A 26,061-nucleotide genomic window follows, 5' to 3' on the forward strand; every position below is an offset into this window, starting at 1 on the left:
GGCCTGCTGAGTGCTGGCGGCGGGAAGTGTCGATCGAGGTGGTCGCTTTCGACGCCGTCGGATCCCGGTCATTTGCTGGATGTTCGCTGGGTGCGGCGACACGCCGAAGGGGTGTGTCCGAGAGGGCGAATTCTGCGTCTTCATCCCCAGGGCTGGGGGTAGAGAAGTGCCGACGACCGGCTGCGCCTGTGGTTAAGGGGGGCGAATAGATGTCGTACCCATGCAGGACCATCGTTGTGCGGATTGCGGGGACGGGCTCGAGGGCCTCCAACGAGGTGGCCACGGACTGTCTCCACCAGCCGTCCACAGTGAGACGAAGGTTTTCCACAGAGGGGAGGGGTGGTGTGCACAGGGCCACGTTAGACACAGCATCTTGGGGTGATGGACCCGGATCACCCCAAGGGGTAGTGTCTTGCTCCGCGGGGCCGTTCTGGCCTCCCGTGAATGACAAGCGTGTGGTGCCGCCGGCGCAGTCCCTGTTCGGGGACGGGCCGCAGTCACCGCCACCCGACCCTGAGGAAGAGACGGACATGGCGATCACCATCTACAGCAAGCCCAACTGCGTCCAGTGCACGGCCACCTACCGCGCCATGGACAAGGCCGGCCTGTCCTACGAGACGGTGGACATCTCCTTGGACGCTCAGGCCCTCGAGCAGGTCAAGTCCCTGGGGTACGCCCAGGCCCCCGTCGTCGTCGCCGGAGAGGACCACTGGTCCGGCTTCCGCCCGGACAAGATCAAGACCCTCGCCCTGGCCGTCGAGTCCGTCGCGGTCTGAGGCCGCGGGGGCGCGCCGTGAGTAGCGGGCCTCTGCTGGTCTACTTCTCCTCCACCTCGGAGAACACGCACCGATTCGTGGGCAAGCTCGGCTTCCCGACGGCGCGCATCCCCCTGAGGCGCACGGAGTCGCCGCTGACCGTGGACGAGGAGTACGTCCTGGTCGTGCCCACCTACGGTGGCGGCTCCGTCAAGGGGGCGGTGCCCAAGCAGGTCATCGCCTTCCTCAACAACCCGGACAACCGGGCCCTGTGCCGGGGCGTCATCGCCTCGGGCAACACCAACTTCGGCCAGGCCTACTGCCTGGCGGGTGACATCATCGCCAGCAAGTTGGGAGTGCCGTTCCTGTACCGCTACGAGCTGCTCGGCACCCCCACGGACGTCGCACGCGTCAAAGAAGGATTGGAAGACTTTTGGCAGACACGCTGACGGACACCGGCTCAGAGACCGTGTCCTCCCCGGAGCTGGACTACCACGCGCTCAACGCGAAGCTGAACCTCTACGACGCGGACGGCAGGATCCAGTTCGATGCCGACCACGAGGCGGCCCGGCAGTACTTCCTCCAGCACGTCAACCAGAACACGGTCTTCTTCCACGACCTGGAGGAGAAGCTCGAGTACCTGGTCGAGGAGGGCTACTACGAGGGCCACATCCTGGACAAGTACTCCCCGGAGTTCGTCAAGTCCGCCTTCAAGGCCGCCTACGCCCACAAGTTCCGCTTCGAGACCTTCCTGGGTGCCTTCAAGTACTACACGTCCTACACGCTCAAGACCTTCGACGGGAAGCGCTACCTGGAGCGCTTCGAGGACCGCGTCACCATGGTGGCCCTCACACTGGCCGACGGCGACGAGCAGCTGGCCCTCGACCTCGTCGACGAGATGATGTCCGGCCGCTTCCAGCCGGCCACACCCACCTTCCTCAACGAGGGCAAGGCTCAGCGCGGGGAGCCCGTCTCCTGCTTCCTCGTGCGCATCGAGGACAACATGGAGTCGATCGCCCGCGGCATCAACTCCGCCCTCCAGCTGTCCAAGCGCGGCGGGGGAGTGGCCCTCCTGCTGAGCAACCTGCGGGAGATGGGCGCCCCCATCAAGCGCATCGAGAACCAGTCCAGCGGCGTCATCCCCGTCATGAAGTTGCTGGAGGACTCCTTCTCCTACGCCAACCAGCTCGGGGCCCGCCAGGGTGCAGGGGCCGTGTACCTGCACGCCCACCACCCCGACATCATGCGGTTCCTGGACACCAAGCGTGAGAACGCCGACGAGAAGATCCGCATCAAGACCCTCTCACTGGGCGTCGTCATCCCCGACATTACCTTCGAGCTGGCCCGCAACAACGAGGACATGTACCTCTTCAGCCCCTACGACGTCGAGCGCGTCTACGGCATGCCCTTCGCGGACATCAACGTCACTGAGAAGTACCGCGAGATGGTGGACGACGGGCGCATCAAGAAGAAAAAGATCAACGCCCGCACCTTCTTCCAGACTCTGGCCGAGATCCAGTTCGAGTCCGGCTACCCGTACGTCATGTTCGAGGACACGGTCAACAAGGCCAACCCCATCAAGGGCAAGGTCGTCATGTCCAACCTGTGCTCCGAGATCCTTCAGGTCTCCGAGCCCAGCGAGCTCAACGAGGACCTCACCTACGCCCACGTGGGCAAGGACATCTCCTGCAACCTGGGCAGCCTCAACATCGCCAAGACGATGGACTCCCCGGACTTCGCCCGCACGATCCGCACCGCTGTGCGCGGCCTGACCGCCGTCAGCGACCAGACCCACCTGCCCAGCGTGCCCTCCATCGACCGGGGCAACCACGAGTCGCATGCCATTGGCCTGGGGCAGATGAACCTCCATGGCTTCCTGGCGCGTGAGCGCATCCACTACGGCTCCGAGGAGGGCCTGGACTTCACCAACGTCTACTTCGCCAGCGTCCTGTTCGCCGCCCTGACGGCGTCGAACGAGATGGCCGTGGAGCGCGGGGAGAGCTTCGTGGGCTTCGAGGACTCGACCTACGCCAGCGGCGAGTTCTTCGAGAAGTACGTGACCCAGGACTTCGTACCGGTCACCGAGCGCGTCAAGGAGATCTTCGCGGCCTCCAGCGTGCACGTTCCCACGCGTGAGGACTGGGCCGAGCTGGCGGAGAAGATCAAGAAGGGCGGCCTGTACAACCGCAACCTGCAGGCCGTGCCGCCCACCGGCTCGATCTCCTACATCAACAACTCCACCTCCTCGATCCACCCGATCGTGGCCAAGGTGGAGATCCGCAAGGAGGGCAAGATCGGCCGCGTCTACTACCCGGCGCCCTTCATGACGAATGACAACCTCGAGTACTACCGGGACGCCTACGAGATCGGCCCGGAGAAGATCATCGACACCTACGCCGTGGCCACCCAGCACGTCGACCAGGGGCTGAGCCTCACGCTGTTCTTCCCGGACACGGCCACCACCCGCGACGTCAACCGAGCCCAGATCTACGCCTGGCGCAAGGGCATCAAGACCCTCTACTACATCCGCCTGCGCCAGGCCGCCCTGACCGGGACCGAGGTCGAGGGCTGCGTCTCCTGCATGCTGTGAGCTGGCTGCCGTCGGCTGCCTGCCCATGACTGCCGTCGGGGCCGAGAGGACATGATTCCTCCCGGCCCCGACTCTCGTGCTGTATGGGCGAGTGTCTGTCGATGACCGCTCTTGCCATCATCTCCTGTGTGGTGTGTAGTGGCTGTACACATGAGTTGTTTAGCGGATAAACTGCTGTCGTGAAGGTGCGCGAGCTCAACCGACGGATCGAGGCGCTGGGTGGTGTCGTGACTCGTCAACGTGGTTCGCATCGACGGTACGAGGTGGTGTCGGCCGAGGGGGTTCGGGCCTTCACTGTTGTTCCTCAACATGCTGGAGAGGTGCCGGTGGGAACGCTGGCCGCGATCGATCGCGACCTTGCGCCGGTCCTCGGGAAAGGGTGGACAAGACGATGACGACGTATGACGTGACGGTGAGTCGCGAGGCGGACAACTGGTTGGCGCAGTGCGTTCAGGAACCCACGGCGCATACCTGGGCCCCTACTCTCGCAGCGGTGCGCGCTGAGATTGTCGATGCCATCATCCTTGCAGCGGATCTGCCGGAGGGGGCTGTCATCGACGTCCGTCTTCTTCCAGATGATGGTCTGCCGGAGTACATCGTGCGGGCACTCAAGGTCGGTAACGACCGAATGGCTCTTCGCTACGCCGAGGCGGCCTTGCGAAGCGCGACGGAGGAGTCAGTGCACGCCATGCTGGCTCAAGGGCATAGTGTGCGCGACGTCGCCGGCGCCGTGGCGCTCACTCCGGGGCGGATCGCGCAGCTCTCCGCCTAACGGCAGTGGCTCACCTCGCAGCCGAGGACTCCTTGGCACGACGGCGCAGCTCGCGCACGGTGGCGTGCGGATCCTCGCCGGCCGGGAACCCGCGCAGGCGCCAGTACATGGCCAGCAGGGAACCGGTGATCGTGTGCCAGAAGGTCGCCACCGCGCAGGGTGCGGCCACTGCCGCGCTCAGGTACTGCAGGGCGAGCGTTGAACCGAGCCCGGCGTTCTGCAGGCCCACCTCGATACCGATCGTGCGGCGGTCGGCCCGCGAGACGCCGAAGGCTCGCGCCACGGCGTAGCCCAGGGCGTAGCCGGTTGCATTCTCCAAGGCGATTGCGGCGAACATGAGTGGCCCCGCGGTGGCGATGAGCGGCTGACTCTTGGAGGCCACGGCCGCCACCACCGCGGCGATCGCCACAACCGAGACCCATGGCATCGCCGGCTGGATCCGCGCCACCTGCCGGTGGAAGAAGACATTGCAGGCCAGGCCCGCACCCACCGGCAGCAGCACGATCTGCACAATCGACAGTGCCATCGACCCGGCTGGCACCTGCATGTAGGTGCCGGCCAGCCACAGAGTCAGCAGCGGGGTGACGATAGGGGCAAGCATCGTGGAGAAGGCGGTCATCGACACCGAAAGCGCCGTGTTGCCCTTGGCCAGGTAGCTCACCACGTTCGACGTCGTCCCTCCGGGCACGCAGCCGATGAGGATGATGCCCACCTTGAGTTCGGGGGACAGCGGCAGCAGGTTCGCCACGCTCCAACCCACCAGCGGCATGACCGCGTACTGGCTGAGCACACCCAGAATGACCGGCTTCGGGTGGCGGGCGATCATCGTGAAGTCCGGGATGGACAAGGTCATCCCCATCCCCAGCATCGTGACGGCCAGCAACGGCGTCATGTAACCGGCCAGCGGCACGAAGGTGGAGGGCGAGAAGAAGGCGGCGAGGAAGGCGCCGAACATGATGAGTGGGAAGACCGTCACCGCGATGCGGGCGCTGCGGTCCTGTCTCTTCTCGGCGGCTGCATCGGTGACTGCGTCAGTGTCTGTCGGGGGTGTCATGGGATGCCTCGGATCAACGGTGGAGCGTCAGCGGGGATACGCGCGGTGACGATAGTCCGAGGAGTGAAACGATGCCGTCTCAGTCCACCGTGCGGACGCACCTGAGCCTCGAGTACTGAGGGCTCGGAACGGGCCGCCGGCCGTGACCCGCGTCGGTGGCCCCGCGGGCTTGGTGAGGCCAGTGCAGGCCGGGGCTCTACTCGAGGTCGTCGTCGGCGTCGTCAGCGCCGTCGTCGACGACGTTGGAGTCGTCTTCGTCCTCGGGCTCGCGCCACACCTCGTCGCAGCGGTGGACGCTTGTGGCGATGAGGCGAGCATTGGGCAGATCCACGGTGCGCACCCAGTGACCGGCCGCCAGCGGGTTCTTACCGAAGTCCTCGTGCCGGTTGATGAGCCGCGGCACGAGCACCTCCTCGGGCACGTCAATGTGGATGAGCAGGTCGATCCGCTCACGCGCCGCACCCCAACCCCGCGTCTCCAGCGCGAGGTAGTTGCCCTCAGTGACGACGACGCCGGTGCCGCTGACGATGCTCCCGGCCGCCACGGACTCGTGCATGTCGCGTCGGTAGACCGGGGCGAGGACCTGTGGGGCGCCGTCGGCCCGCACCCGGTCCAGGGTCGTCAGGTAGCCCTCGACGTCGAAGGTGTCCGGCGCACCCTTGCGGTTGTGGCGCCCCAGCTCGTCCAGGACGGCGTTGGACAGGTGGAAGCCGTCCATGGCGACCAGCCCGGCGAAGATGCCAGCCGCTTTCAGCTCGGTCACCAGCTGCTCGGCAATCGTTGATTTTCCCGAACCGGGAGCGCCTGCCAGCCCGACGACGAGGCGTTCAGGCGCGTTGTCGGCCGCCAACCGCTGTACGAGCTGGTTGACGAGGTTGCTGACAAGGGCGGAGGTCTCGCCCACCCGAACCGTGGGACTCATGAATCTATTATCTCAGTCAACTACGTGCCTGAGGGGCCGGTGCAGTGTCTGTGTCCGTGGTGATGTCCGGAGCTGAGTGGATGCCGGATGGATGGTGGAATTGCGGCCGATACTGCTGATGATCGGTTGTTGGCTGCAACTCTGGGGTCGGCTGAGGGATGAGCCGAGGTGGGCGCCGTCGAAAATCGATTTCTCCCACCTGAGCGGTTAGCGATGAAGTCGTCATCATCGTCATCATTCCGAGGCAAAACGGCAGCCGATTCGTGACCGTCGCGTGAGATTTTCGCCATTGATACCAGTAAATATAGAACTTAAGTTCGGCACCGCATCAATTGAGTGCCGGACTTCTCCCGAAAGGTTTGCCGTGTCAAAGATCCATGCCCCCAGAGCGCTCAGAGCGCCTGTGCGTGCCACAGGTGCTCTCCTCCTGCTCGTGGTGATGGTTGCCGCGATGCTGACGGTCCTGCCCATGCAGGCCCGAGCCGCCATCAACCCGAAGATCACTGTCTCCGACCTGTCACTGACCCCCTCAAACGCCGTCGGCGAGGAGGACCCGAGCAAGACCGCGATCCAGAGCGGTGACTACCTCAAGCTGAAGTTCAGCTGGGATGCCAGCAAGGCCCAGGCCAAGGGCGGGGACTCCTTCGAGATCGCACTGCCCGAGCAGGTCCGCAGCAAGGACAAGATCACTGAGCCGATGATGCTCAACCACGATGGCGTCAACACGCAGGTGGGTGAGTGCTCGGTGGCCGAGCGTAAGATCACCTGCACCTTCAACAGTGAGCTCGACAAGATCGTCGCCCAGGGTTTCAAGGACCTGCGGGGTAACGGGACGTCACTGGTGGTGGCCAACGGGGCCTCGGATCTGCCCAACCTGTCGATCAAGGCCAACGGTGTCGACACTCCCGTGGCCGTTCCTGGCGGCAAGATCGGCGCGTACGTCGAAGGCCCCTACAAGCCGGAGAAGGTCACCAAGTGGGCCAGCGACCTGACCGCTGACTCCGACAAAATTGCCTGGCAGCTGATCTTCGGTCCTGACCAGATCAAGGCGGCTCTCGAGGAGAACGGTCAGTCGCTGACCGTGGACGGCAAGACCCGCTCGACCATCATGTTCACCGATGAGCTCGGCCCCGGACAGAAGTACGTCGCCGACAAGAGCAGGTGGAGGCTGGAGACCGGCACCTCCGAGGGTAAGGGTGCCAGCTCCGGGCAGCTCACGGACGCTTCCGGCGCCGACCAGAACACCGGCGCGGGCGACTTCGACCTCGACGTCACCTTCAACGGCGACGTCGCCTTCATCAAGGTGACCGGTCCCTTCGCGCCGCGCAGCAACTACATCGTCCGCTACGAGTCGACCCCCAACACCGACAACGGCAAGGTGCAGCCCGGTGTGCGGTACAAGAACGACGCCACCGCGCTGGGAACCAGTCTGCGGGGCTCCTACGCTGTGCACTACGCCTCATCCTTCTCCATTAACGTCGAGATGAAGCCTGGCTTCGGTGGATTCGAGATCACCAAGCTCCTCACCGGAACCCAGACCGGCAAGGTGCCGGCGGACACCACCTTCAAGGTCAGTGTCAACTACGACCTGCCCGGTGACGCGAAGGCAAGCGCCTACCCGGGCTGGAAGGCCCCGGGCACCCTCAACCAGGAGGGTACTGGTGGTGACCTCGAGATGAACCTGAACATCGGTGCGAAGACCGTGTTCAAGGAAATCTTCCCCACCGGAACGGTCCTCACGTTCAACGAGGACCCGACGAACGCCTCGGTCACTCCTGAAGGTGTCGTCTGGGGTAAGCCGGCCTTCATGGTGAACGGCCAGAGCACCAACACTGCGACCGTTGAGGAGCAGATGCTCGAGACCGTGACGCTGAGCAACTCTGCTGACGCCGTGCCCGTGGATCACGGTGACTTCACGATCACGAAGGCCCTGGCCGGCGACGGCGACTTCAGCAACTCCACCTTCTTGTTCACCTACAGCTGCACCGACCAGACCACGGGCTTCCTGATGGTGAAGGGTGGGAAGACCTCGGAGCACTCCGAGGAGGTCGCGGCAGGCTCGACCTGCACCGTCACCGAGATCACCGACTCCGCCTTCCGGTCGGGGTACACGCTGACCGCCCCGGAGCCGCAGACCGTCGCTATCGTCAAGGATCAGACGGCCGAGGTGACGATGACCAACACCTACACGAAGGCCAAGGGCTCCTTCTCGGTGACCAACACTGCCTCGGGTGCTCCCGTGGCTGACAAGGAGTTCACCTTCACCTACACCTGCGACAACGGGCAGGAAGGCACCCTCAAGGCCAAGGCCAATGGCCCGGCGGTCAATGGTCCGGAGCTGCCCGTGGGCACTGAGTGCACCATTGAACAGGACGTGGACAAGGCTCAGGTCGACGGGTACACCCTCAAGGCTCCCGCGTCTCAGAAGGTGACTATTGGCGAGAAGGTGCTGGACCTGAAGTTCGCTGGTATGTACACCTCTCTCGCCGTGCCGTCGCCGACGCCGAGCGCTGAGGCGACTGCGAAGCCTTCCGCCGAGCCGAGTGCTGCGCCGAGTGCCGCTCCGACCGAGAAGCCGGCCGCTGACGCCAGCGCGGACCCGAACGTGAAGCCCAGTGCTGAGGCGAGCGCCAAGCCGAGTGCTGAGGCGAGTGCGGACCCGGCTGACAAGCCGGCCGCTGACGCCAGCGCGGACCCGAACGCCAAGCCCAGTGCTGAGGCGAGTGCGGACCCGGCTGACAAGCCCGCTGCTGACGCCAGCGCGGACCCGAACGCCAAGCCCAGTGCTGAGGCGAGCGCCAAGCCGAGTGCTGAGGCGAGTGCGGACCCGGCTGACAAGCCGGCCGCTGACGCCAGTGTGGACCCAAACGCCAAGCCCAGTGCTGAGGCGAGTGCGGACCCGAACGCCAAGCCCAGTGCTGAGGCGAGTGCGGACCCGGCTGACAAGCCCGCTGCTGACGCCAGCGCGGACCCGAACGCCAAGCCCAGCGCTGACGCGAGCAGCTCCACCGCTGCGGGTGACTCGTCGTCGGACGGCGCGCCTGCACCGGTGACGTCCACTAGCTCGGCGGCGCCGGCCCCGGCCGATGGGGCACCTGGCGGTCCTGCGGGGGGCCCGCTGGCCAGCACCGGTGTCAGGATCGGCCTGCCTCTGGGCATCGCCGTGGTCGCCGTGATGGGAGGGGCTCTGCTGGTGAGCCGCCGCCGCGCCTGACGCCGGCCGCTAGTTCCCACCTCTCACAGGGATAGGTCCCCGGGCCCACCTGAGTTCTGCACTCAGGTGGGCCCGGGGCGTCTTGCGCTCCAGCAGCCGACTGCACCGGAGAGGGGAACGATCCCCATCCCGTGTGCCGGAGTGAGAGCCTAAGGTGGCGCCATGGCTCATCGTCGACGCAGCATCATCCGGTTCCTGTTCATTGCGCTCTTCCTGTCGCGTTCGAGTGAATCGGTACCGCTGTGATGGGGCTGGCGGGCGGACGGAGCCTCCCGAGACGCACGATTCTGACGGGTGTCGGCTCGTTGACGCTGCTGGCGATGTCGGGCTGCGGGTCGCTGGCTCCGGGAAATATTCGGGCTCGCCGTCGGATTACGCAGTCCTTGAAGAGCTTCGATGCCGTCAAGTCAGTGAACGCGCAGGTAAAATCCAATTTCGAGATAGGTGATTCTTGGACGGTGCTGATCAGTCTCAACGATGATCCCGGAAGAGAAGAGACTCTCGCCGTCCTCAAAGACGCCTATCGTCGGGTCGAGGGGGCCGTGGGGAAGACATACTTCTCGCTGTCGGTGTCGTGGAAGCAGAATGGCGTCTCGGTGTCGTGGTCTCTCTCAGAGAAGGGGGAGAGTGAGGCGACGCTCGATTATCTTCGGGATCTCGCGAAGCCCAGTTTGAAGTCTATGAATGTTGGAGGTCATCACATCTCGGTGAGTCGAGGTGACGTCAAGGAGTTCCCGGCTGATGTCATCATGGTGCCACGATCTGGGGTGGGTGTAGATGACAGTTTTGATCTCGATGGTATGACCATTAAGGTGCATACGGACACTGTTGACTTCACCTCCGTTCCTCTCCGTGAGGTTGTGGATGTTGTCGATTCTAAATATCGGGATGAGGCCACCGTTGAGTTAACGGACGATCATCACGTGTATGAGAAGCCAACGCTCGATGTCTCTGCTTTTGGGACGGTGTCGGATGGTCTTGATGTCACTGCTGCCGCTAAGGTCCTTAATATCGTCTCAGGGAATCAGGCACTTCAGTCGCTTTACGTCTCAACCGTGTCGGACCGGAGTTCTGGTGGAACAGAAGGGGTGCGCTTCGAGATGGAATCGGGTGACTTCGATGCCGGATATCCACCTGAAAAGGGTAGGGAGGTTCTGGCGGCAGCACGGGAGTCTGGCTCTTAGTTGTGAGGGGAGCATGAATCTGATGGTTCCCTGTGACAGGAGACTGCGCCAGGTGTTATCGACGCGACGGAGTGACGTCTGATGAGCGTGCGACGTCGTCAGGTCCTGGCCGTAACGGCCGCGTCTCTTGCTCTCGCAGTGGCCGGGTGCTCGCCCATGGCCATGGCGCGCAGGAGACGGAAGCGGAAGGTGCAGCAGTACCTCTCCGGGCTCGACGCCGTGGCATCCGCACGGGTGGAGGTGCACCCGGAGTTCTCAGAGCCGGATCGTTGGATTGTGGACGTGCGACTCAAGGATGATCCATCCGCGGAGTCGGTGGCGACAGTTGTGCGGGACGCCTACGCCGAGGTGCTGCGCCTGACCGGGGCCAGTGAGGTGAGGATGGTCGTCACCTGGGCCCAGGCTAAGGCCTCCGTCTTCTGCTACCTGCCGATGAAGGATGCTGACAAGGCAGCCTCCGCCACGGTGGAGGCGGTGTCGCCCGGCATGGAGCGAGTCCAGATCGAGGAGGAGAGAATATCCTTCGAGTACCGGACCACTGAAACCCTCCCGGATCACTTCATCCTGCCGCCCACCTCCCCAGTGCTGCGCCTCGGCTCCCTGAGGGTCGAGCAGAGTATCCTGATTGGACGGTCTCACTGCTTCATCTCCCACGCCAAGGGTAAGGATCTCACCTCCGTGCCGATCAAGCGTGCACTGGATTCCATTCCCTCCGATAAGCGGTACGGAGCGGTCCTGAGCCTGGAGGCAGAAGACGTGGGCAGTCACCAGGTCCGTCTCATATTCAAGAAATGGGCGAAGGACTGGCAGGATGAGGATGTTCAGCCAGATGCCGCGGTCCTCGCCACAGTCCTCGGCAATCAGGCGCTTCAGCGGGTGGAGCTGAGTACCTCGGTGGAAAGCAAGGTCCAGCCCAAGGTGGTTGGCTTCGACATGAAGTCCGGCGCTGTGGTCGGCCAGGGTGACCCACCCGAGAAGGGAGCGCCCATCCTCGCCGCCGCCCAACAAGTGCTCACCTCGGCATCCTGAGGGGGTACGGACCCGAAGGCGTCTTTGCCTGACGTGCACATGCAAGCATGATGAAGGGAAGGGGAGTGAGGTTGATGAGTATTCGACGTCGTGAGGTGCTGGCACTGGGTGCAGTGTCTCTTACTTTCGGAGTGGGCGGGTGCTCACCTTTCGCTCTGGCCCTCAGTAAGAAGAAGAGGAAGGTGCGCAAGTATCTATCCGGTCTTGATGGTGTCACGTCCGTTGAGGTTGATGTGGATCCGGGACTCGTGACCGATGATCGCTGGGATGTGATCGTCAACCTCAAGGGTGATCCTGGACAGGATTCAGTCCTCGCCATCATTCGCAATGCTCGAAACGAAGTAGTAAATCTGGCTGACTCCGACAAGGTGGAACTTGACGTCAAATGGACCCAGGGTGCGACATCGATGTCCTGTCATCTGCCGATGGATGACTCCGAGAGGGCCGTGCCGGCTGCCATGAACGTGGTCTCCTCGGAGGTGGAGAGCGTGGAGATCTCCTGGAATGAAATCCGGCTACGCTACCAAGGCGTGAAAACCCTTCCGGATAACTTCATTCTTCCGCTAACATCTCCGGTTGTCGGTGTGGGTTCACTCAAGACCGAGCAGAGTATTCATGTGGGCTCATCCTATTGTCACGTCACTCACTCCAAAGGCGTTGACCTCACCTCCGTGCCGCTCAAGAGCGTCCTTGATGCCATCCCGGCAGATAAGCGAGTCGATGCGACGGTGGACCTGGATGCGCATGATGATATCAACCAGGTGACCCAGCTGAGAGTGTGGGGACTCGGTGAGTACGGAAAGGGTGTGGAGGTTGACGCCGCAGCGCCGGTTCTGGCGGCCGTCCTGGGAAATCGGACTCTTCAGCGGGTCGAGCTGGCGACCGCGCCGAACGACGACTACGACTCTGAGGTCGTCGCCTTTGACATGAACGCCGGTGCCGTGGTCGGCCAGGGGGACCCACCCGAGAAGGGCGCGCCCATCCTCACTGCCGCCCAGCAGCCGGCCGCCTCCTCGTCATAACAGTTGTTCCATGGGAATTGCGGTCAGTCTGTGCCCAGCTGGAGCCGGTCCCAGGATCGGAGGGTGACCCAGGCGCCAATCGCGGCGGTCATCACCGGAACTACCAGCAGCAATGTGCTGACATCATCATGGGTCATGGTCCAGGCAACCGGGATCGACCACGGGGTGTAGGTGCCGAGGCCGAATCCGGCGGCCAGGTTGGTGACGACCAGGATCGCCAGTGTCAGCCCGATGCCGGCCAGGTAGCCGCGCCACCGCGTCGCCGCCCACATGACCGGCAGGACACCTGCGCTGAGCACCACTGAGACAAGCAACAGCGTCGCGAAGCAACCGGTGGCTCCTGCCGCCCCCAGGCCGAGCAGTAACCCCGCCGTCATCAGTAGTACCGCTTCGCCGGCTCCCAGCAGAACCGCCCAGGATAGGGTTACTAGCATCTTCGCCGTCGCAATGGTTCGCAGGGCCGGCGGGATGGCGAACAGGCCCACAATGGTTCCGTCGGTGAACTCCCGCCCCGTACTCCATGACATCACCACGCCCACGGCCAGGAGCATCGTTACGCTCACACTTGTCGCCCCCAGGGCCGTGTAGCCGTCCCAACCAGGCGAGGTCACCATTGAGGCGGCCTTTCGACCCAGATCAGTATCTCCGGCGTGCATTGCGGCGGCGTACCCGCCGGCCGTGGTTGCCATGACCAGAACGAGGGCGGCCGCCGTCGCTACGCGTACGACCGTGGCCCGAGCCAACTTGCGGGCCTCCAGGCCGATGACGATCTCGAGAGCGCTGCGATCCATGCCCATCATGAGGCCTCCGTCCGTTCACGGCTCGTTTCCGCGCGGGTGTCCCGTCCCGCCTCTGACTCCAGGACAGTGCTGTCTGCGGCCAGGTCCGCCGCCAGGACGGCGTCGAAGAAGACTCTCTCAAGGTCGGTGCCTCCGGGGCGGCCGGGGTCCTCAGGCGCGATTGTGTCGATGATCCGCCCCCGGTGCAGCACCTCAACCCGGTCGGCGATGCGCGTCAGCTCATCGAAGTGGTGCCCGGTCACCAGCACCGCTCCGCCGCGCCCGGTCACCTCCCGCAGAAGATCCCTGAATCCGACGACGGCCAGCGGATCGAGCCCGTTGGTCGGCTCATCGAGGACGACGACGTCCGGTTCATGCGCCAGGGCGCCGACGAGCCCTACCTTCTGGCGCGTGCCCAGCGACAGGCGACGCACAGGTGTGTCGAGCCAGCCGGTCAGCGCCAGCGCCTCACTCAACCGTTCCACTGCCCGCTTGGTGCGTTCAGGGTCGGCGCCGTGCAGGCGTGCGGCCGCCATGATGTTCTGCCGGGCCGTGAGCTCGGGGTAGGACAACGGAGTCTCCACCAGGTGGCCCACTCGCCGCCAGGCATCCCTGGGGGAGGAGGCGATGTCGCGGCCGTGCAGAAGAACCCTGCCGGCGTCGGGACGCAGCATGCCCAGGATGACGCGCAGGGCCGTGGTCTTCCCGGCGCCGTTGAGACCCACGACGGCGCGGCACTCGCCGTCGGCGAGTGAAAGGCTGAGGTCGCGCAGAACAGGCTTCCCCCGCAGGGCGACGTGGACGCCCGCAACCTCCAGGGCCGCCGGTGCTGTACCGCTCATGTGTCCCCCAGCAGGCTGAGAAGACCCCGGCTGAGGGTCGCTGCCGCATCGGCCGCCCCGGTGTTGGCTGCATTGCTCTCGCCGGCCCAGGCGAGCAGGAGGCTGCTCGCCGCTCCCATGACGGCTCCGGCCGCGGCCTGTGCCGCCGCGTCGTCCACCCCGGGAGCGGCAAGCGCTGTGGCGATGGCGCGCTCGGTCTCCTGACCTGCGGTTCGCACGGCGGCCGCCAGTGACGGGGTGAGGGCTGCCAGCCGAATGCGTTCATGGAACTCTCGGGAGGACATCTCCTCGCGCGCCGATTCTTGACTCATCGCCGCAACGAGTCCCCGCACGGCTCGGGTCAGTGGTCGCCACCGCTGTGGCTGAGCGCGCACCGCCTCGGCGATGAGCGGATCGAACAGGTCACTCACCACCACGGCCTCCTTGGTGGGGAAGTGGCGGAAGAAGGTCATGTGAGAGACCCCGGCGGCCTTGGCGATCACGGCGACCGGGACGGCGTCGAACCCCTGCTCGGTGAACATCCGCAGTGCGGTGCGCCGAAGCAGGTCGGCGGTGGAGGCGCGTGGACTCATGCAGGAAATGTTAGTCACTCACACTATGTGAGTCAATAACATCTCTGGTCGTTCTCCCGTCCGGAAGCCCCCGACGGCAGGAGCGCGGCGGGCACCACAGTCCCGATCGGTCGGGCGACACTGCCGGTCGTCGTCGTCGTCGGTAGCATGAGGCCGGATCACCCAAACCTCGGGAGGAACTGATGCACGAGCCCATCAAGCTGGTCGACCGCGTCCAGGCCATCAACTGGAACCGCCTGACCGACGACAAGGACCTCGAGGTCTGGGACCGCCTCACCGGCAACTTCTGGCTGCCAGAGAAGGTGCCGCTGTCCAACGACGTGCAGTCCTGGGCCACCCTGAACGAGGCCGAGAAGAACATGACCACCCGGGTCTTCACCGGCCTGACCCTCCTGGACACCATCCAGGGCACGGTCGGCGCGGTCTCCCTCATCCCGGACGCCCGCACCCCCCACGAGGAGGCGGTGCTCACCAACATCGCCTTCATGGAGTCGGTCCACGCCCGCTCCTACTCCTCGATCTTCTCCACCCTCATCTCGACGGCGGAGATCGACGAGGCCTTCCGCTGGAGCGAGGAGAACGCGAACCTCCAGCGCAAGGCCCGCATCATCCTGGACTACTACCGCGGCGACGACCCCGAGAAGCGCAAGGTCGCCTCCACCATGCTGGAGTCCTTCCTCTTCTACTCCGGCTTCTACGCCCCCATGTACTGGTCCAGCCACGCCAAGCTGACCAACACCGCCGACCTCATCCGCCTCATCATTCGTGACGAGGCCGTCCACGGCTACTACATCGGCTACAAGTACCAGCTCGCCGTGCGCGAGTCCTCGCCCGAGCGTCAGCAAGAGCTCAAGGACTACACCTTCGACCTGCTCATGGAGCTCTACGACAACGAGGAGCAGTACACCGAGGACCTCTACGATGAGCTCGGCCTGACCGAGGACGTCAAGAAGTTCCTGCGCTACAACGCCAACAAGGCCCTCATGAACCTGGGCTACGAGGCGCTGTTCCCGGCCGATGCCGTCGACGTCAACCCGGCGATCCTCGCCTCCCTGTCCCCCAACGCCGACGAGAACCACGACTTCTTCTCCGGCTCGGGCTCCTCCTACGTCATGGGCACGGCCGAGGCCACCCAGGACGAGGACTGGGACTTCTGAGCGCAGGGAGAGGGCGGAGACGGGGAGCGCTCCCCTGGGTGGGCTCCCCATGGAAGAGGGCTCGCGCCGGGTGCACACTTTCGCTATTCCCAGCGCGCCAGAAAGGAATCCCCATGCGCTCCTCCGTCAAAGTTCTCTCCGTCGCCGCCGCCCTTGCCATGGCTGTCGGACTGTCCGCTTGCGATGAGGATGAGGTCTCTCAGCCCTCACCCGGAGCCTCCTCGACGGCCTCCGCCAAGGCGGACTCGGACGACTCGGATGCATCCCCCTCCGAGGACTCCAAGGACGACAAGGACGGCAAGGATGCCAAGGACACCAAGAGCAAGAGTGGTGAGACCACCAAGTCCGGCTCCGAGATTCAGGAGATCAAGCCGGTGACCTTCAAGGACCAGGAGATCGGTCTGACCCAGACCTGCGACAAGGTGGTCGAGGACTACGCCGCACCGAAGTACAAGGAGAAAGCTAAGACAGATACCGTCTACCTGCTTCACTGCACGCTCGATTTCAATGGAGACGTCGGATACAGCAGCACGCTCTCAAACTCCACCTCACTCCAGGACAAAACGTCATCCAAGCCCAAGACGGTTCCGTACGGAGCAAAGGTGGCCGACGACCTGAGGGCGGACGGTCTTGATGTGATCGACACCGAGGACGCGGGCTCCGGGCACGTTGAGGGCTGGTTCGCCTTCGTTGCCGTGACGGAGTCGACCAAGTTGAAGCCCTTCTCCGAGGGCACCACCAGCATCGCCTACAACCGCGAGGAGGCAGAGCACAGGGAGACCGGCAAGCAGTACGCGGCCTACTCCGACACCCAGGACCTCGTGCTGAAGTAGATCAGACGGCACTCTCCCCTCGGCAGCCTTGAGACTCCCGCCGATGCTGTTCTCCGACTGCCGCGTCCCCCGTGCCCACAGGTCCGAGGGGCGCGGCAGCGTGTGAGGGGGTGGCTTGCGGCGGTACGGCCTGCCTCCAACGTCAGAGGTATTCGGTAGCGTGCTGTCATGACGCCATCCGAGGTGACTCGCCCCCGTCCGACGGCGCCGCCCGTCTACCGGGACGGCCCGTCCAAGATGTCGGAGGTCGATGCCCGCTCCTGGAGCATCGACGACGTCCTCGATGCCGTCTTCTTCGCCATCGCCGCCGTCGCCACGCTCTGGCTGGCCTGGCTGCTCATCGGCTCGGGCTGGCACCTCGATCCGGTGCTCGTGGTCAACTCCCTGCTGTTCTGGGCGGTCCTGGCCTACCTCGCCCTGCCGCGCCTCCACCAGGTCCTCACCTGGCTCTACGTCCCCGACTACTTCATCGGCCGCACCCGCACCCCCGACGGGCTCCTGGGCGACCCCGTCAACCTCGCCGTCAAGGGCGACGAGGAGGACATTCACGAGGCGATGATCGCGGCCGGCTGGGTGCGCGCCGACCCCATCACCCTGCGCACCTCCTGGAGGATCATCGTCTCCTCGCTGCTGCGCCGCTCCTACCCGGCCGCCCCCGTCTCCAACCTCATGCTCTTCGGACGCAAGCAGAGCTTCGCCTACCAGAAGGAGGTCGAGGGCAACCCCGCACAGCGCCACCACATCCGCTTCTGGTACTGCCCGCCGGGCTGGTCGCTGCCCGGCGGCGGGCACGTGGACTGGCTGGCCGCCGCCACCTACGACCGCGCCGTCGGCCTGAGCGCCCTCACCCTCCAGGTCACCCACAAGATCGACGCCGACATCGACATCGAGCGCAACTACGTCGTCGACGACGTCCGCTGGGCCAACGAGGCCGCCGAGCTCGAGATCTGGCCGGACGTCTTCACCTCCTACCACGACAAGAACGGGGGAGGGGACCGGGTGGTCACCGACGGCGCCCTCCATGTGCTCGACCTCAACGAGGTGGTCCCCGGATCCGATGCCGGGCTCTCCCTGCAGCAGGCCCGCCTGGCCGACCTCCAGGCCCGACGCCGCCGCCCCAGCCAGCTCGTCATCGCCCTGGTGCTCATCGGGCTCATGGTGGTGGTCGAGATTCTGCGCGTGGCCCGCATCGACATCACCCAGGTGCTGGAGGCCGCCCCATTCCCGGAGGAGGACCCGGGGGCGGTCACCGCCGTCGTCGCCCTCATCGCCACGGTGTCTGGCGGCCTGACGCTCATCACCGCCGCCCTGGGGGTGGCGGCCTGGCACGGGCACCCGCGTGGCCGCATCGCCCTCATGGCGACCCTGGTCCTGGGTATCGCCACTGACATGGTTCAGGTCTCGAGCCTCGGGGTCCGCCAGGCCACGCTCGGCCTGGTCGTCACCAGTGCGCTCCAGGTCCTGGCGCTGCTGGCGCTCTCGGCCCGGCAGGTCCACCAGTGGGAGCACGCCCGCAAGGAGGAGCGGCTTGCCGGCCGTGCGAGCGCACGGGGCGACCGAGCGGCAGTTAGGCTGGGCTCATGAGCGAGTACCTGGCAGGACCGCAGGACAATGGTGCCGGCGGCGCAGGGCCGGCGAGTCGGTCCGGCCGGCACACCAGCCACGTCAGTCATGTCGATAACTCCCGGCCCGTCGACGGCGAGCGCGAGCACGTGCGCTTCGGCATCCCCTTCAACGGCGTCGTTCCCATCTGGCACGACGACGCCACCATCACCTGGCACCGGCCCGCCGACGGCACCGACCTGTCCACCGTCCTGGGCATGGGGCTGGTGGAGTCCGAGCCCGGCCCTGCCCAGGCCCCGGCCGGGTGGCAGGAGCGTGTCGAGACCGGCGTCCTGACCGACGCCGGCCGCCTCCTGCTGCTCAAGGCGGCCACGCCGTCGGGCCGCCGCGCCATCAACGACCCCGGTGAGGGAGCCCCCATTCCCCTGGAGGCGCCGCTGACCTATGCGGAGGCCATGGAGGGGGTCTTTGACATCGTCGGCTTCGGCATCCACATCGGCCGCATCATGCTGCGCGCCGCCCGCGACGGCGGCATTATCGTGTTCACCCTGCGTGCGCCGCGCGACCCCGAGCCGCATCACATCCTGTCCGTGCCCGCGCAGGTCGACGACCACGGCGTCATGAGCTTCCACCTGGGGACTCTGCAGGAGATGGAGGGCGGCGCCTGGGACTCCGCCACCCATCGCGACGGCATGGCCCTGCTCGACCTCACCATCCCCTACTCCGACCTCGTGGCCGAGGCCGGCCCCAACGGCGAGGAGGGCCTCGACGCCGACAGCGTCCTGGAGATGGCGCAGCCGGTCGTCCAGTGCATTCTCAAACCCGGCTACCCCTTCGCCCTGGGGGCCTCCATCCTCCTGCCGCAGGCCGACTGAGCCGAGGGCGGGCCCGCGGGCCGGGACTGGGCCGGAGTGGCGGCTGCGGTTCGCGCCGAGGACTTACTTTCCGATCGAGGACTGCGTTGTCCTCCAAGCTACTGGGCTCTCCCCGCAGTCATCTGGGGGACAGCGCAGTCCTGGTACCGAAAGTAAGTCCTCGATGGGGCGGTGGCTCCCGCAGCGAGGCTGGCCGGGCCGACGTCGCGCCGCGCTCAGGCGGCCGGCGGGGCGGTCGAGCCGCGCACGAGGAACTCGGTGGGGATGATGACGCTGCGGCCGTCCCGGGTCCCGGAGCCCGCCTGCTCCAGCACCAGGCTCACCATCTCGCGGCCGTGCCTCCTGAAGTCCTGGCGCACAGTGGTCAACGGCGGGAAGGTGTATTCGCCCACGGCCAGGCCGTCGAAGCCGACGACTGAGACGTCGGCGGGAACCCGCCTGCCCTGTTCGTGCATGGCCCGGATGAGCCCGAGGGCCAGCTCGTCGTTGGCGCAGAAGACGGCCGTCACCTCCGGGTCCGCGGCCAGGCGCAGGCCGGCCTCATAGCCCGCTGCGGCCTCCCAGTCGCCGGGTACTGGCTCGGGAACCTCCCGTCCCGCCTCCCGTAGGGTCCTGGCCCAGGTGGCTCTGCGGATGAGGCTGGACTGGGAGTCCTTGGGCCCGCACACGTGGTGGACGGTGCGGTGCCCCAGCTCCAGAAGGTGCGTGACGGCCTCGCGCACCCCGCCGACCTGGTCGGCGCTGGCCGAGGGGTAGTAGTCCACGAGCGTGGAGTCCGAGACCGCCACCGGCATCGAGGGCGGCAGGGCCAGCTGCTCGCGCCCCGCCCGCCCGGCCTGCACGACGACGAGCCCGTCAATGGCCTGGTGGGAGAGCCGGTAGACGGCCTCGCGCAGCTCCTCGGAGGCGGGGTGCTCCACCTGGACGAGGTTGACGGCGTAGCCGACGGCGGTGGCGGCCTCCAGCACGCCCGCGGTGGTCAGGGCCTCCCCGGTGCGCTGGATCTGCTGGGTCAGCACGCCGATCGTCTTGAAGGAGCCGCGACGCAGGGCCTGAGCGGCGCGGTTGGGGGAGTAGCCGAGCTGGTTCATTGCGCGCAGGACCCGTTCGCGGGTGTCGGGACGGACGTGCTCCGAGCCCGCCGCCACGCGGGAGACCGTCTGAGCGGAGACTCCCGCCAGGCGGGCCACGTCGCTCATCGACGGCGCTCCCTGCGCCCCTCGGCTCTGCCCTGGCATGGCGAGAGGTTATCAGGAGTGTCAGGGACATCCACGTCCCGGCGGAATGGTGACGTTGCCATGGAAATCCGTCATGGGGGTGGTGAACCGAGAATTTGTCGGTAGATACACCTAGCGAAGCAGGCTACCATCTAGTATGTTAACGTCATCACGCAGGCGTCGCACCGCTGCTCGTCCTCTGTTCCCGTCAACCCCCTGGGGAGCTGAACAATGATCGTTCCGAAACACTTCGAGGACCTCGACGTCCTCCATGAACACACGCTGCCGCCCCGCTCCTACTACGTGCCCGCATCCCGCCCCATCGCCACCAGCCCCTGGAGGCGGGAGGACTCCGATCGCTTCCACCTGCTCAGCGGCCAGTGGGCCTTCCGCTACCTGCCCAGCATCCACGAGCTGACCGAGCCCTTCTGGGAGCAGGACGCCCCCGTCGGCACGTCCGACGGCGACGAGCCCGGCCAGGCGGACCCCGCCCACCTCCCGGAGGGCTTCACCATGATTCAGGTGCCCAGCACCTGGCAGCACCTGGGCTACGACCACCACCAGTACACCAACGTCCGCTACCCCATCCCCTTCGATCCGCCCTACGTCCCCCAGGACAACCCCTGCGGCGCCTACATCCGCGACTTCGACTACACCCCGGACCCCGCCGCCCCCAGCACCTACCTGACCTTCGAGGGCGTGGACTCCTGCTTCTACGTGTGGCTCAACGGCACCTACGTCGGCTACAGCCAGGTCTCCCACGCCTCCGCGGAGTTCGACGTCACCGAGCTCCTGCGCCCCGGCGCCAACCGCCTGGCCGTCCTGGTGCTCAAGTGGTGCGACGGCACCTACCTGGAGGACCAGGACAAGTTCCGCACCAGCGGCATCTTCCGCGACGTCTACCTCCTGAGCCGCCCGGCCGCCGTCCTGTTCGACTACGTCACCACCACCTCGCTCGGCCCGGTGTCCGGCACCGGCCTCGACGCCGCCCCGGCCACCGCCCTGGTCAGGATCCAGGGCGCCTACCGGGGCGGGGCCGTCCCCACCCATGTCGAGCTCATCGACCACGACGGCGCAGTGGTGGCCGCCGGAGAGCTGGAGCCCTTCGCTGGCGACGACGGCTACACCCACCGCGCCCGGCTCACCGTGGAGGCCCCTCACCTGTGGAGCGCCGAGGACCCTTACCTCTACACCCTGGTCATCACCACGCCGGGTGAGGTCATCACCGACCGGGTGGGCATCCGTGAGGTCGCGGTGAGCGACGCCGTCGTGCACCTCAACGGCCGGCCCATCACCCTGCGCGGCGTCAACCGGCACGACTCCGACCCGGTTACCGGACCCGTCGTCGACCTGGAGCACATGCTGTGGGACCTGCGCCTGATGAAGGAGCACAACATCAACGCGGTGCGCAGCTCCCACTACCCCAACGACCCGCGCTTCTACCAGCTGTGCGACGAGCACGGCTTCTACGTCATGTCCGAGGCCGACAACGAGAGCCACGGCACCCAGAGCCGCTTCCTGGCCGACCCATCCTGGGACAACCAGGTCGAGCACTGGAACGAGCCCATCGCCGACAACCCTGAGTGGACCGAGGCCACCGTCGACCGCATGAGGCTGTGCGTCCACCGCGAGAAGAACCGCCCCAGCATCATCTCCTGGTCCGCCGGCAACGAGTGCTCCTACGGCTGCACCCTCGAGGCGGCGCTCTTCTGGGCCAAGGACTTCGACCCCACGCGGCTGACTCACTACGAGAGCTCCTACTACCGGGACTCCAAGCGCCGCTACGACTACTCCTGCATCGACCTGTACAGCCGCATGTACCCGGCCATCGAGGAGATCCGCGACTACCTCGACTCCGACCCCGACAAGCCCTTCATCCTCGTGGAGTACTGCCACGCCATGGGCAACAGCCCCGGCGACCTCGAGGACTACTGGGAGATCATCCGGGCCGACGAGCGCATGTGCGGAGGCTTCGTGTGGGAGTGGTGCGACCACGCGGTCACCGCCGGGACCAGCGACGACGGCCGGCCGATCCACCTCTTCGGCGGCGACCACGACGAGGCCGTCCACGACGGCAACTTCTGCGTCGACGGGCTCGTCTCGCCCGACCGCGTCCCCCACCCGGGACTCGCCGAGCTCAAGAACGTCCAGCGCCCCGCCCGCGTCATCGAGTACGACCAGGAGGAGGGCCTGCTCACCATCCACAACGACCTCGACCACACCGACCTGTCCCAGTACCTGCGCATCTCCTACGAGGTGCGCTGCGACGGCGTCGTCGTGGACCGCGAGGACCTCGACCTGGTGGAACCCGTCCCGCCGCGCACGAGCGTCATGCTGCGCTGCGAACCGAAGGTTCCGCCCACCGGACGCTGCCACCTGCTGGTCACCTACCGGCTCGCCCGACCCGACTCGCTGCGGGCCGCCGGCCACGTCCTGGGCTTCGACGAGATCGCCCTGCGCAACGCCGACAGGCGCCACCGGTGGGTCGCCTCACTCGCCGACCGCCCCATCGGCGAGACCCGCCTGCCGGTCAGGCGGGAGGGCACCCGGATCGAGGTCGACAGTGACCGTCTCAGCTGCACCATCGACACGCGCACCGGCCTGCCCGTGTCCCTGTCATCGGAGGGCCGCGAGCTCCTTCAGCGCCCGGTGGAGCTCAACATCTGGCGGGCGCCCACCGACAACGACCGCCACGCGCGCCTGGAGTGGGAGCGCGCCCACTACCACCAGGCCGTGGCCCGCGCCTACGGCGTCGACGTCAACGAGGAGCCCGGGCGCGTCACCATCAGCGCCGACGTCGGCCTCGTGGCGCCCTCGGTCCAGCCCGCCCTGCACGGACGGCTCGTCTGGACCCTCACTGACGACGGCGTCCTGAGCCTGAACATGCGACTGCGCCGGACGCTGGGCTTCCCCAGCCTGCCGCGCCTGGGGCTGCGCCTCTTCCTGCCCGAGTCCATGAGCCAGGTCGACTACTACGGCCTGGGCCCGCAGGAGAGCTACGTCGACAAGCACCGCGCCAGCTACCACGGGGCCTTCAGCGCCGACGTCGTCGACCTCCACGAGGACTACATCCGGCCCCAGGAGAACGGCAGCCACGCCGACTGCAACAAGGTCCTCCTCTCCGGAGGTGGGCTGATTCTGGCCGCTGTCGGGCCGACCCCCTTCTCCTTCAACGCCTCCCGCTACACGCAGGAGGAGCTGGCCGCGCGGCGACGCAACACCGAGCTGACGCCGTCGGGCTGCACGGTCCTGTGCCTCGACGCCGCCATGGCCGGCATCGGATCCAACAGCTGCGGGCCCGCCCTGCGGCCCCGCTACCAGGTCGACAGCCAGGAGCTGGGGATGGAGCTCCATCTCCTGCTCAACCCCCACATCACCCACACCAGCACTCACAACGAGGTGACGCTATGAGCAGCGACTCCGCCGGCAAGAAGACCGGCGCCCCCGCAGCAGGAATCGGACTGGAGGCGGCCAGCGAGAGAAGGTACCTGAAGTGGTACAACAAGGTGGGCTACGGATCGGGCGACGTCGCCGGCAACGTCGTCTACGTGCTCCTGTCCGCCTTCGTCATGATCTACCTGACGGACACCGCCGGGCTGAATGCGGGCGTCGTCGGTACGCTCATGATGGTCTCCCGGCTCTTCGACGGCTTCTCCGACATCATCTTCGGGGCGCTGCTGGACCGCACCAACACGCGGATGGGGAAGGCCCGCCCGTGGATGCTGTGGGGGTTCGTGGGCTGTGCCGTCCTGCTCATCGCGATCTTCGCGATCCCCACGAGTTTGGGGAACACTGCTAAGTACGCCTGGTTCTTCATCGCCTATACGCTGCTCAACGCCGTCTTCTTCACGGCCAACAACATCGCCTACTCCTCGCTGACCGCGCTCATCACCCGCAACGGGGCCGAGCGCGTGCAGATGGGCTCCATCCGTTTCATGTTCGCCTTCGGGACGAACCTGCTCATCCAGAGTGCCACCGTGGGCGGCGTGGCCATGTTCGGCGGCGGCGCGAGCGGCTGGCGGACGATGGCGATCATCTACGCGCTGCTCGGCCTGGCGGTCAACACGCTCTCAGTCTTCTCGGTCAAGGAGCTGCCACCCGAGGAGCTCGTGGGTGAGGAGGAGCCCGAGGAGGACAAGCTCTCGGTGGCGGAGTCGGCCAAGATGCTGGTGTCCAACAAGTACTACCTCATCATCCTCATCGTCTTCCTCCTCACTCAGATCTTCACGGCGATGCTCAACATGGGTATCTACTTCATGAAGTACGTCCTGGGGGACGAGGACCTGCTGAAGACCTTCGCCTGGTCCATCAACATCCCGCTCATGATCGGGCTCCTCATCACGCCGGTGGTGGTGAGTCGCTTCGGGAGCATGTACCGGATTAACATCGTCGGCTATGTCATCGCGACCCTGGGGCGGCTCGGGGTGCTCGTGGCCGCTTACATGAACAGCCTCCCGCTCATGCTGATCCTCTCCGGCGTCGCGGCCCTGGGTATGAGCTCGCTGCAGGGCACGCTCAACGCCCTCATCGCCGAGGCCTCGGAGCACACCTGGCTGCGCACCGGTAAGCGCATCGACGGGCTCATGTTCTCCTGCACGTCGCTCGGCGTGAAGGTGGGCGGCGGGCTCGGCACGGCCCTGTCCGGGTGGCTGCTGGCAGCCTCCGGGTACGACGGGGACCTCAAGGTTCAGCCGGAGTCCGCCATCCAGATGATCTACGTCATGTACGTGTGGTTGCCGCTGGCGGCCAACGCGATCATCCTCTTCCTGCTCATGCGGCTCGACGTCGAGAAGGTCAACACCCGACTCAAGGAAGAGGCCGACGCGCGGGCCGAGGTGGAGGTCGGTGCCGCGATGTCCGGCGGGGGCTCTGTGGCCACGGGGCGGACCGATGACACCGTCGGTGGTGGCGCCGCCGGTGGCGATGCCGGGAGTTCGGGCGCCGCGCAGAGCGGAGGCTCGACGAGCTGAGGCTGCGCGAGCGGCTTGACTCACGGGTGGGGGGCGAGACTGAGGTGCGCGGATGGCGCGCCCTCGCCCCCACCTTCCTTCCCGGGGCGGTGCGCTGGCGGAGCTCTTCTCCGCTGGCGCGCCGCCCGTCGTGTTGTCGTCGCCTGTGACGCCACCGAGGACGTACTTTCCGATCGAGGACTACGTTGTCCTCCAGGCTACTGGGATCTCCGCGCAGTCGTATGGGGGACAGCGCAGTCCTGGTACCGAAAGTAAGTCCTCGATGAGGGAGTGGCTCATGCAGTGAGGGCGGCGGTGGACTCGCGCGCGGCCTGAACGACCTGACCCACCCCCACCGTCCCCCCGGCGCCATCCAGGGACGCATGCTCGCCAGACCGAGGCGCGCCGCGGCGTCGTCGGCCGGCACCGGATCTGCCCGACGATGCCGGAGCCCCCGCTGCCCTGCGCACATGTCACCTTGCCGCTGGGATTTAGTCACCAGACCCCTTGATAGACTTCCGAGGGCCGCCGACGGGCCTTCCACGCCGCTGGGATTCAGTCACCAGACCCCTTGATAGACTTCGCCACACACAGGTGGACAGCGGGACCCCGCTGGGATTCAGTCACCAGACCCCTTGATAGACTTCATCCGGCTGGACGCGGAGAACGCCTGACGCTGGGATTCAGTCACCAGACCCCTTGATAGACTTCAGGGGTCAGCGTCACTGCGCC

At 66.1% G+C, this 26,061-nt stretch carries 21 protein-coding genes and 1 CRISPR repeat array (1 of these 22 cut by a window edge); of the genes, 15 read left to right on the forward strand and 6 right to left on the reverse strand.

The window, feature by feature from the left end:
* Positions 1-530 precede the first annotated feature (530 nt).
* The 5 genes from nrdH to HMPREF9058_RS08465 all read left to right on the forward strand — a co-directional run bounded on the left by nrdH (position 531) and on the right by HMPREF9058_RS08465 (position 4,117).
* A complete protein-coding gene (gene nrdH / locus HMPREF9058_RS08450) occupies positions 531-776 on the forward strand; it encodes a glutaredoxin-like protein NrdH (RefSeq protein ID WP_003788409.1) in 246 nt (81 codons plus the stop codon).
* Positions 777-793: 17 nt separating this feature from the next.
* Positions 794-1,204, forward strand: a complete 411-nt coding sequence (gene nrdI, locus HMPREF9058_RS08455; protein ID WP_003788408.1) for a class Ib ribonucleoside-diphosphate reductase assembly flavoprotein NrdI — start codon at positions 794-796, stop codon at positions 1,202-1,204.
* Positions 1,189-3,345 carry a class 1b ribonucleoside-diphosphate reductase subunit alpha gene (nrdE, locus tag HMPREF9058_RS08460; protein ID WP_003788405.1) on the forward strand — a complete coding sequence of 719 codons (2,157 nt, stop codon included), beginning with the start codon at positions 1,189-1,191 and terminating at the stop codon, positions 3,343-3,345. Before nrdI ends, nrdE begins: the two co-directional genes overlap by 16 nt.
* A gap of 179 nt (positions 3,346-3,524) precedes the next feature.
* Positions 3,525-3,740 (forward strand): type II toxin-antitoxin system HicA family toxin, encoded by a 216-nt coding sequence (locus HMPREF9058_RS13145; protein WP_009406887.1) that lies wholly within the window; start codon positions 3,525-3,527, stop codon positions 3,738-3,740.
* Between the two features lie 98 nt (positions 3,741-3,838).
* The gene (locus tag HMPREF9058_RS08465) at positions 3,839-4,117 is read left to right on the forward strand and encodes a hypothetical protein (RefSeq protein WP_254654110.1); all 279 of its coding nucleotides are present in this window, start codon (positions 3,839-3,841) and stop codon (positions 4,115-4,117) included.
* A gap of 10 nt (positions 4,118-4,127) precedes the next feature.
* On the opposite strand, the gene HMPREF9058_RS08470 is transcribed toward HMPREF9058_RS08465, so the two are convergent.
* Entirely contained in the window at positions 4,128-5,171 is a 1,044-nt protein-coding gene (locus HMPREF9058_RS08470) for a bile acid:sodium symporter family protein (RefSeq protein ID WP_009406901.1), read from the reverse strand.
* 196 nt (positions 5,172-5,367) lie between these two features.
* Entirely contained in the window at positions 5,368-6,093 is a 726-nt protein-coding gene (locus tag HMPREF9058_RS08475) for an NB-ARC domain-containing protein (RefSeq protein WP_009406763.1), read from the reverse strand.
* Positions 6,094-6,532: 439 nt separating this feature from the next.
* Here HMPREF9058_RS08475 and HMPREF9058_RS08480 point away from each other — a divergent pair, with 439 nt between their 5' ends.
* From HMPREF9058_RS08480 to HMPREF9058_RS08495, 4 genes are all read left to right on the forward strand, one after another.
* Complete coding sequence (locus HMPREF9058_RS08480; protein WP_254654117.1) at positions 6,533-9,307, forward strand: DUF5979 domain-containing protein; 2,775 nt, start codon at positions 6,533-6,535, stop codon at positions 9,305-9,307.
* A 383-nt stretch (positions 9,308-9,690) separates the two neighbouring features.
* On the forward strand, positions 9,691-10,491 hold the full coding sequence (locus tag HMPREF9058_RS13150) for a hypothetical protein (RefSeq protein ID WP_254654111.1): 801 nt from the start codon (positions 9,691-9,693) through the stop codon (positions 10,489-10,491).
* 81 nt (positions 10,492-10,572) lie between these two features.
* The gene (locus HMPREF9058_RS08490) at positions 10,573-11,520 is read left to right on the forward strand and encodes a hypothetical protein (RefSeq protein WP_009406908.1); all 948 of its coding nucleotides are present in this window, start codon (positions 10,573-10,575) and stop codon (positions 11,518-11,520) included.
* A gap of 74 nt (positions 11,521-11,594) precedes the next feature.
* Entirely contained in the window at positions 11,595-12,542 is a 948-nt protein-coding gene (locus tag HMPREF9058_RS08495; protein ID WP_043538019.1) for a hypothetical protein, read from the forward strand.
* Between the two features lie 23 nt (positions 12,543-12,565).
* On the opposite strand, the gene HMPREF9058_RS08500 is transcribed toward HMPREF9058_RS08495, so the two are convergent.
* Genes HMPREF9058_RS08500 through HMPREF9058_RS08510 form a run of 3 tightly spaced genes read right to left on the reverse strand, consistent with a single transcriptional unit; the run spans position 12,566 to position 14,735 of the window.
* Positions 12,566-13,342, reverse strand: a complete 777-nt coding sequence (locus HMPREF9058_RS08500; RefSeq protein WP_009406731.1) for an ABC transporter permease — start codon at positions 13,340-13,342, stop codon at positions 12,566-12,568.
* The gene (locus HMPREF9058_RS08505; RefSeq protein WP_009406835.1) at positions 13,339-14,163 is read right to left on the reverse strand and encodes an ABC transporter ATP-binding protein; all 825 of its coding nucleotides are present in this window, start codon (positions 14,161-14,163) and stop codon (positions 13,339-13,341) included. The genes HMPREF9058_RS08500 and HMPREF9058_RS08505 overlap by 4 nt, the downstream gene beginning before the upstream one ends.
* Entirely contained in the window at positions 14,160-14,735 is a 576-nt protein-coding gene (locus HMPREF9058_RS08510) for a TetR family transcriptional regulator (RefSeq protein WP_009406786.1), read from the reverse strand. The genes HMPREF9058_RS08505 and HMPREF9058_RS08510 overlap by 4 nt, the downstream gene beginning before the upstream one ends.
* Positions 14,736-14,917: 182 nt before the next feature.
* Here HMPREF9058_RS08510 and nrdF point away from each other — a divergent pair, with 182 nt between their 5' ends.
* The 4 genes from nrdF (at position 14,918) to HMPREF9058_RS08530 (ending at position 19,163) form a co-directional block, all read left to right on the forward strand.
* Positions 14,918-15,892 carry a class 1b ribonucleoside-diphosphate reductase subunit beta gene (gene nrdF / locus HMPREF9058_RS08515; protein WP_009406793.1) on the forward strand — a complete coding sequence of 325 codons (975 nt, stop codon included), beginning with the start codon at positions 14,918-14,920 and terminating at the stop codon, positions 15,890-15,892.
* A gap of 113 nt (positions 15,893-16,005) precedes the next feature.
* Positions 16,006-16,725 carry a hypothetical protein gene (locus HMPREF9058_RS08520; protein WP_009406948.1) on the forward strand — a complete coding sequence of 240 codons (720 nt, stop codon included), beginning with the start codon at positions 16,006-16,008 and terminating at the stop codon, positions 16,723-16,725.
* A gap of 168 nt (positions 16,726-16,893) precedes the next feature.
* Positions 16,894-18,309, forward strand: coding sequence for an LssY C-terminal domain-containing protein (locus HMPREF9058_RS08525; RefSeq protein WP_254654112.1), 1,416 nt, complete (start codon positions 16,894-16,896; stop codon positions 18,307-18,309).
* Positions 18,306-19,163: a hypothetical protein gene (locus tag HMPREF9058_RS08530; protein WP_009406933.1), complete on the forward strand. Its 858-nt coding sequence runs from the start codon at positions 18,306-18,308 to the stop codon at positions 19,161-19,163. Before HMPREF9058_RS08525 ends, HMPREF9058_RS08530 begins: the two co-directional genes overlap by 4 nt.
* A gap of 215 nt (positions 19,164-19,378) precedes the next feature.
* Here the strand turns inward: HMPREF9058_RS08530 and HMPREF9058_RS08535 are convergent, their stop codons facing one another.
* Positions 19,379-20,362, reverse strand: a complete 984-nt coding sequence (locus HMPREF9058_RS08535) for a LacI family DNA-binding transcriptional regulator (protein WP_009406806.1) — start codon at positions 20,360-20,362, stop codon at positions 19,379-19,381.
* A gap of 249 nt (positions 20,363-20,611) precedes the next feature.
* On the opposite strand from HMPREF9058_RS08535, the gene HMPREF9058_RS08540 reads away from it, so the two are divergent.
* Both HMPREF9058_RS08540 and HMPREF9058_RS08545 read left to right on the forward strand, forming a co-directional pair.
* Positions 20,612-23,791, forward strand: coding sequence for a glycoside hydrolase family 2 TIM barrel-domain containing protein (locus HMPREF9058_RS08540; RefSeq protein ID WP_009406797.1), 3,180 nt, complete (start codon positions 20,612-20,614; stop codon positions 23,789-23,791).
* A complete protein-coding gene (locus HMPREF9058_RS08545; RefSeq protein ID WP_009406950.1) occupies positions 23,788-25,350 on the forward strand; it encodes an MFS transporter in 1,563 nt (520 codons plus the stop codon). The genes HMPREF9058_RS08540 and HMPREF9058_RS08545 overlap by 4 nt, the downstream gene beginning before the upstream one ends.
* A gap of 462 nt (positions 25,351-25,812) precedes the next feature.
* A CRISPR array of direct repeats spans positions 25,813-26,061; the repeat unit is 36 nt; unit sequence GCTGGGATTCAGTCACCAGACCCCTTGATAGACTTC; it runs 235 nt beyond the window's last position.

It is taken from the genome of Actinomyces sp. oral taxon 175 str. F0384, assembly GCF_000223355.1.
GTDB classification, from domain to species: domain Bacteria; phylum Actinomycetota; class Actinomycetes; order Actinomycetales; family Actinomycetaceae; genus Actinomyces; species Actinomyces oris.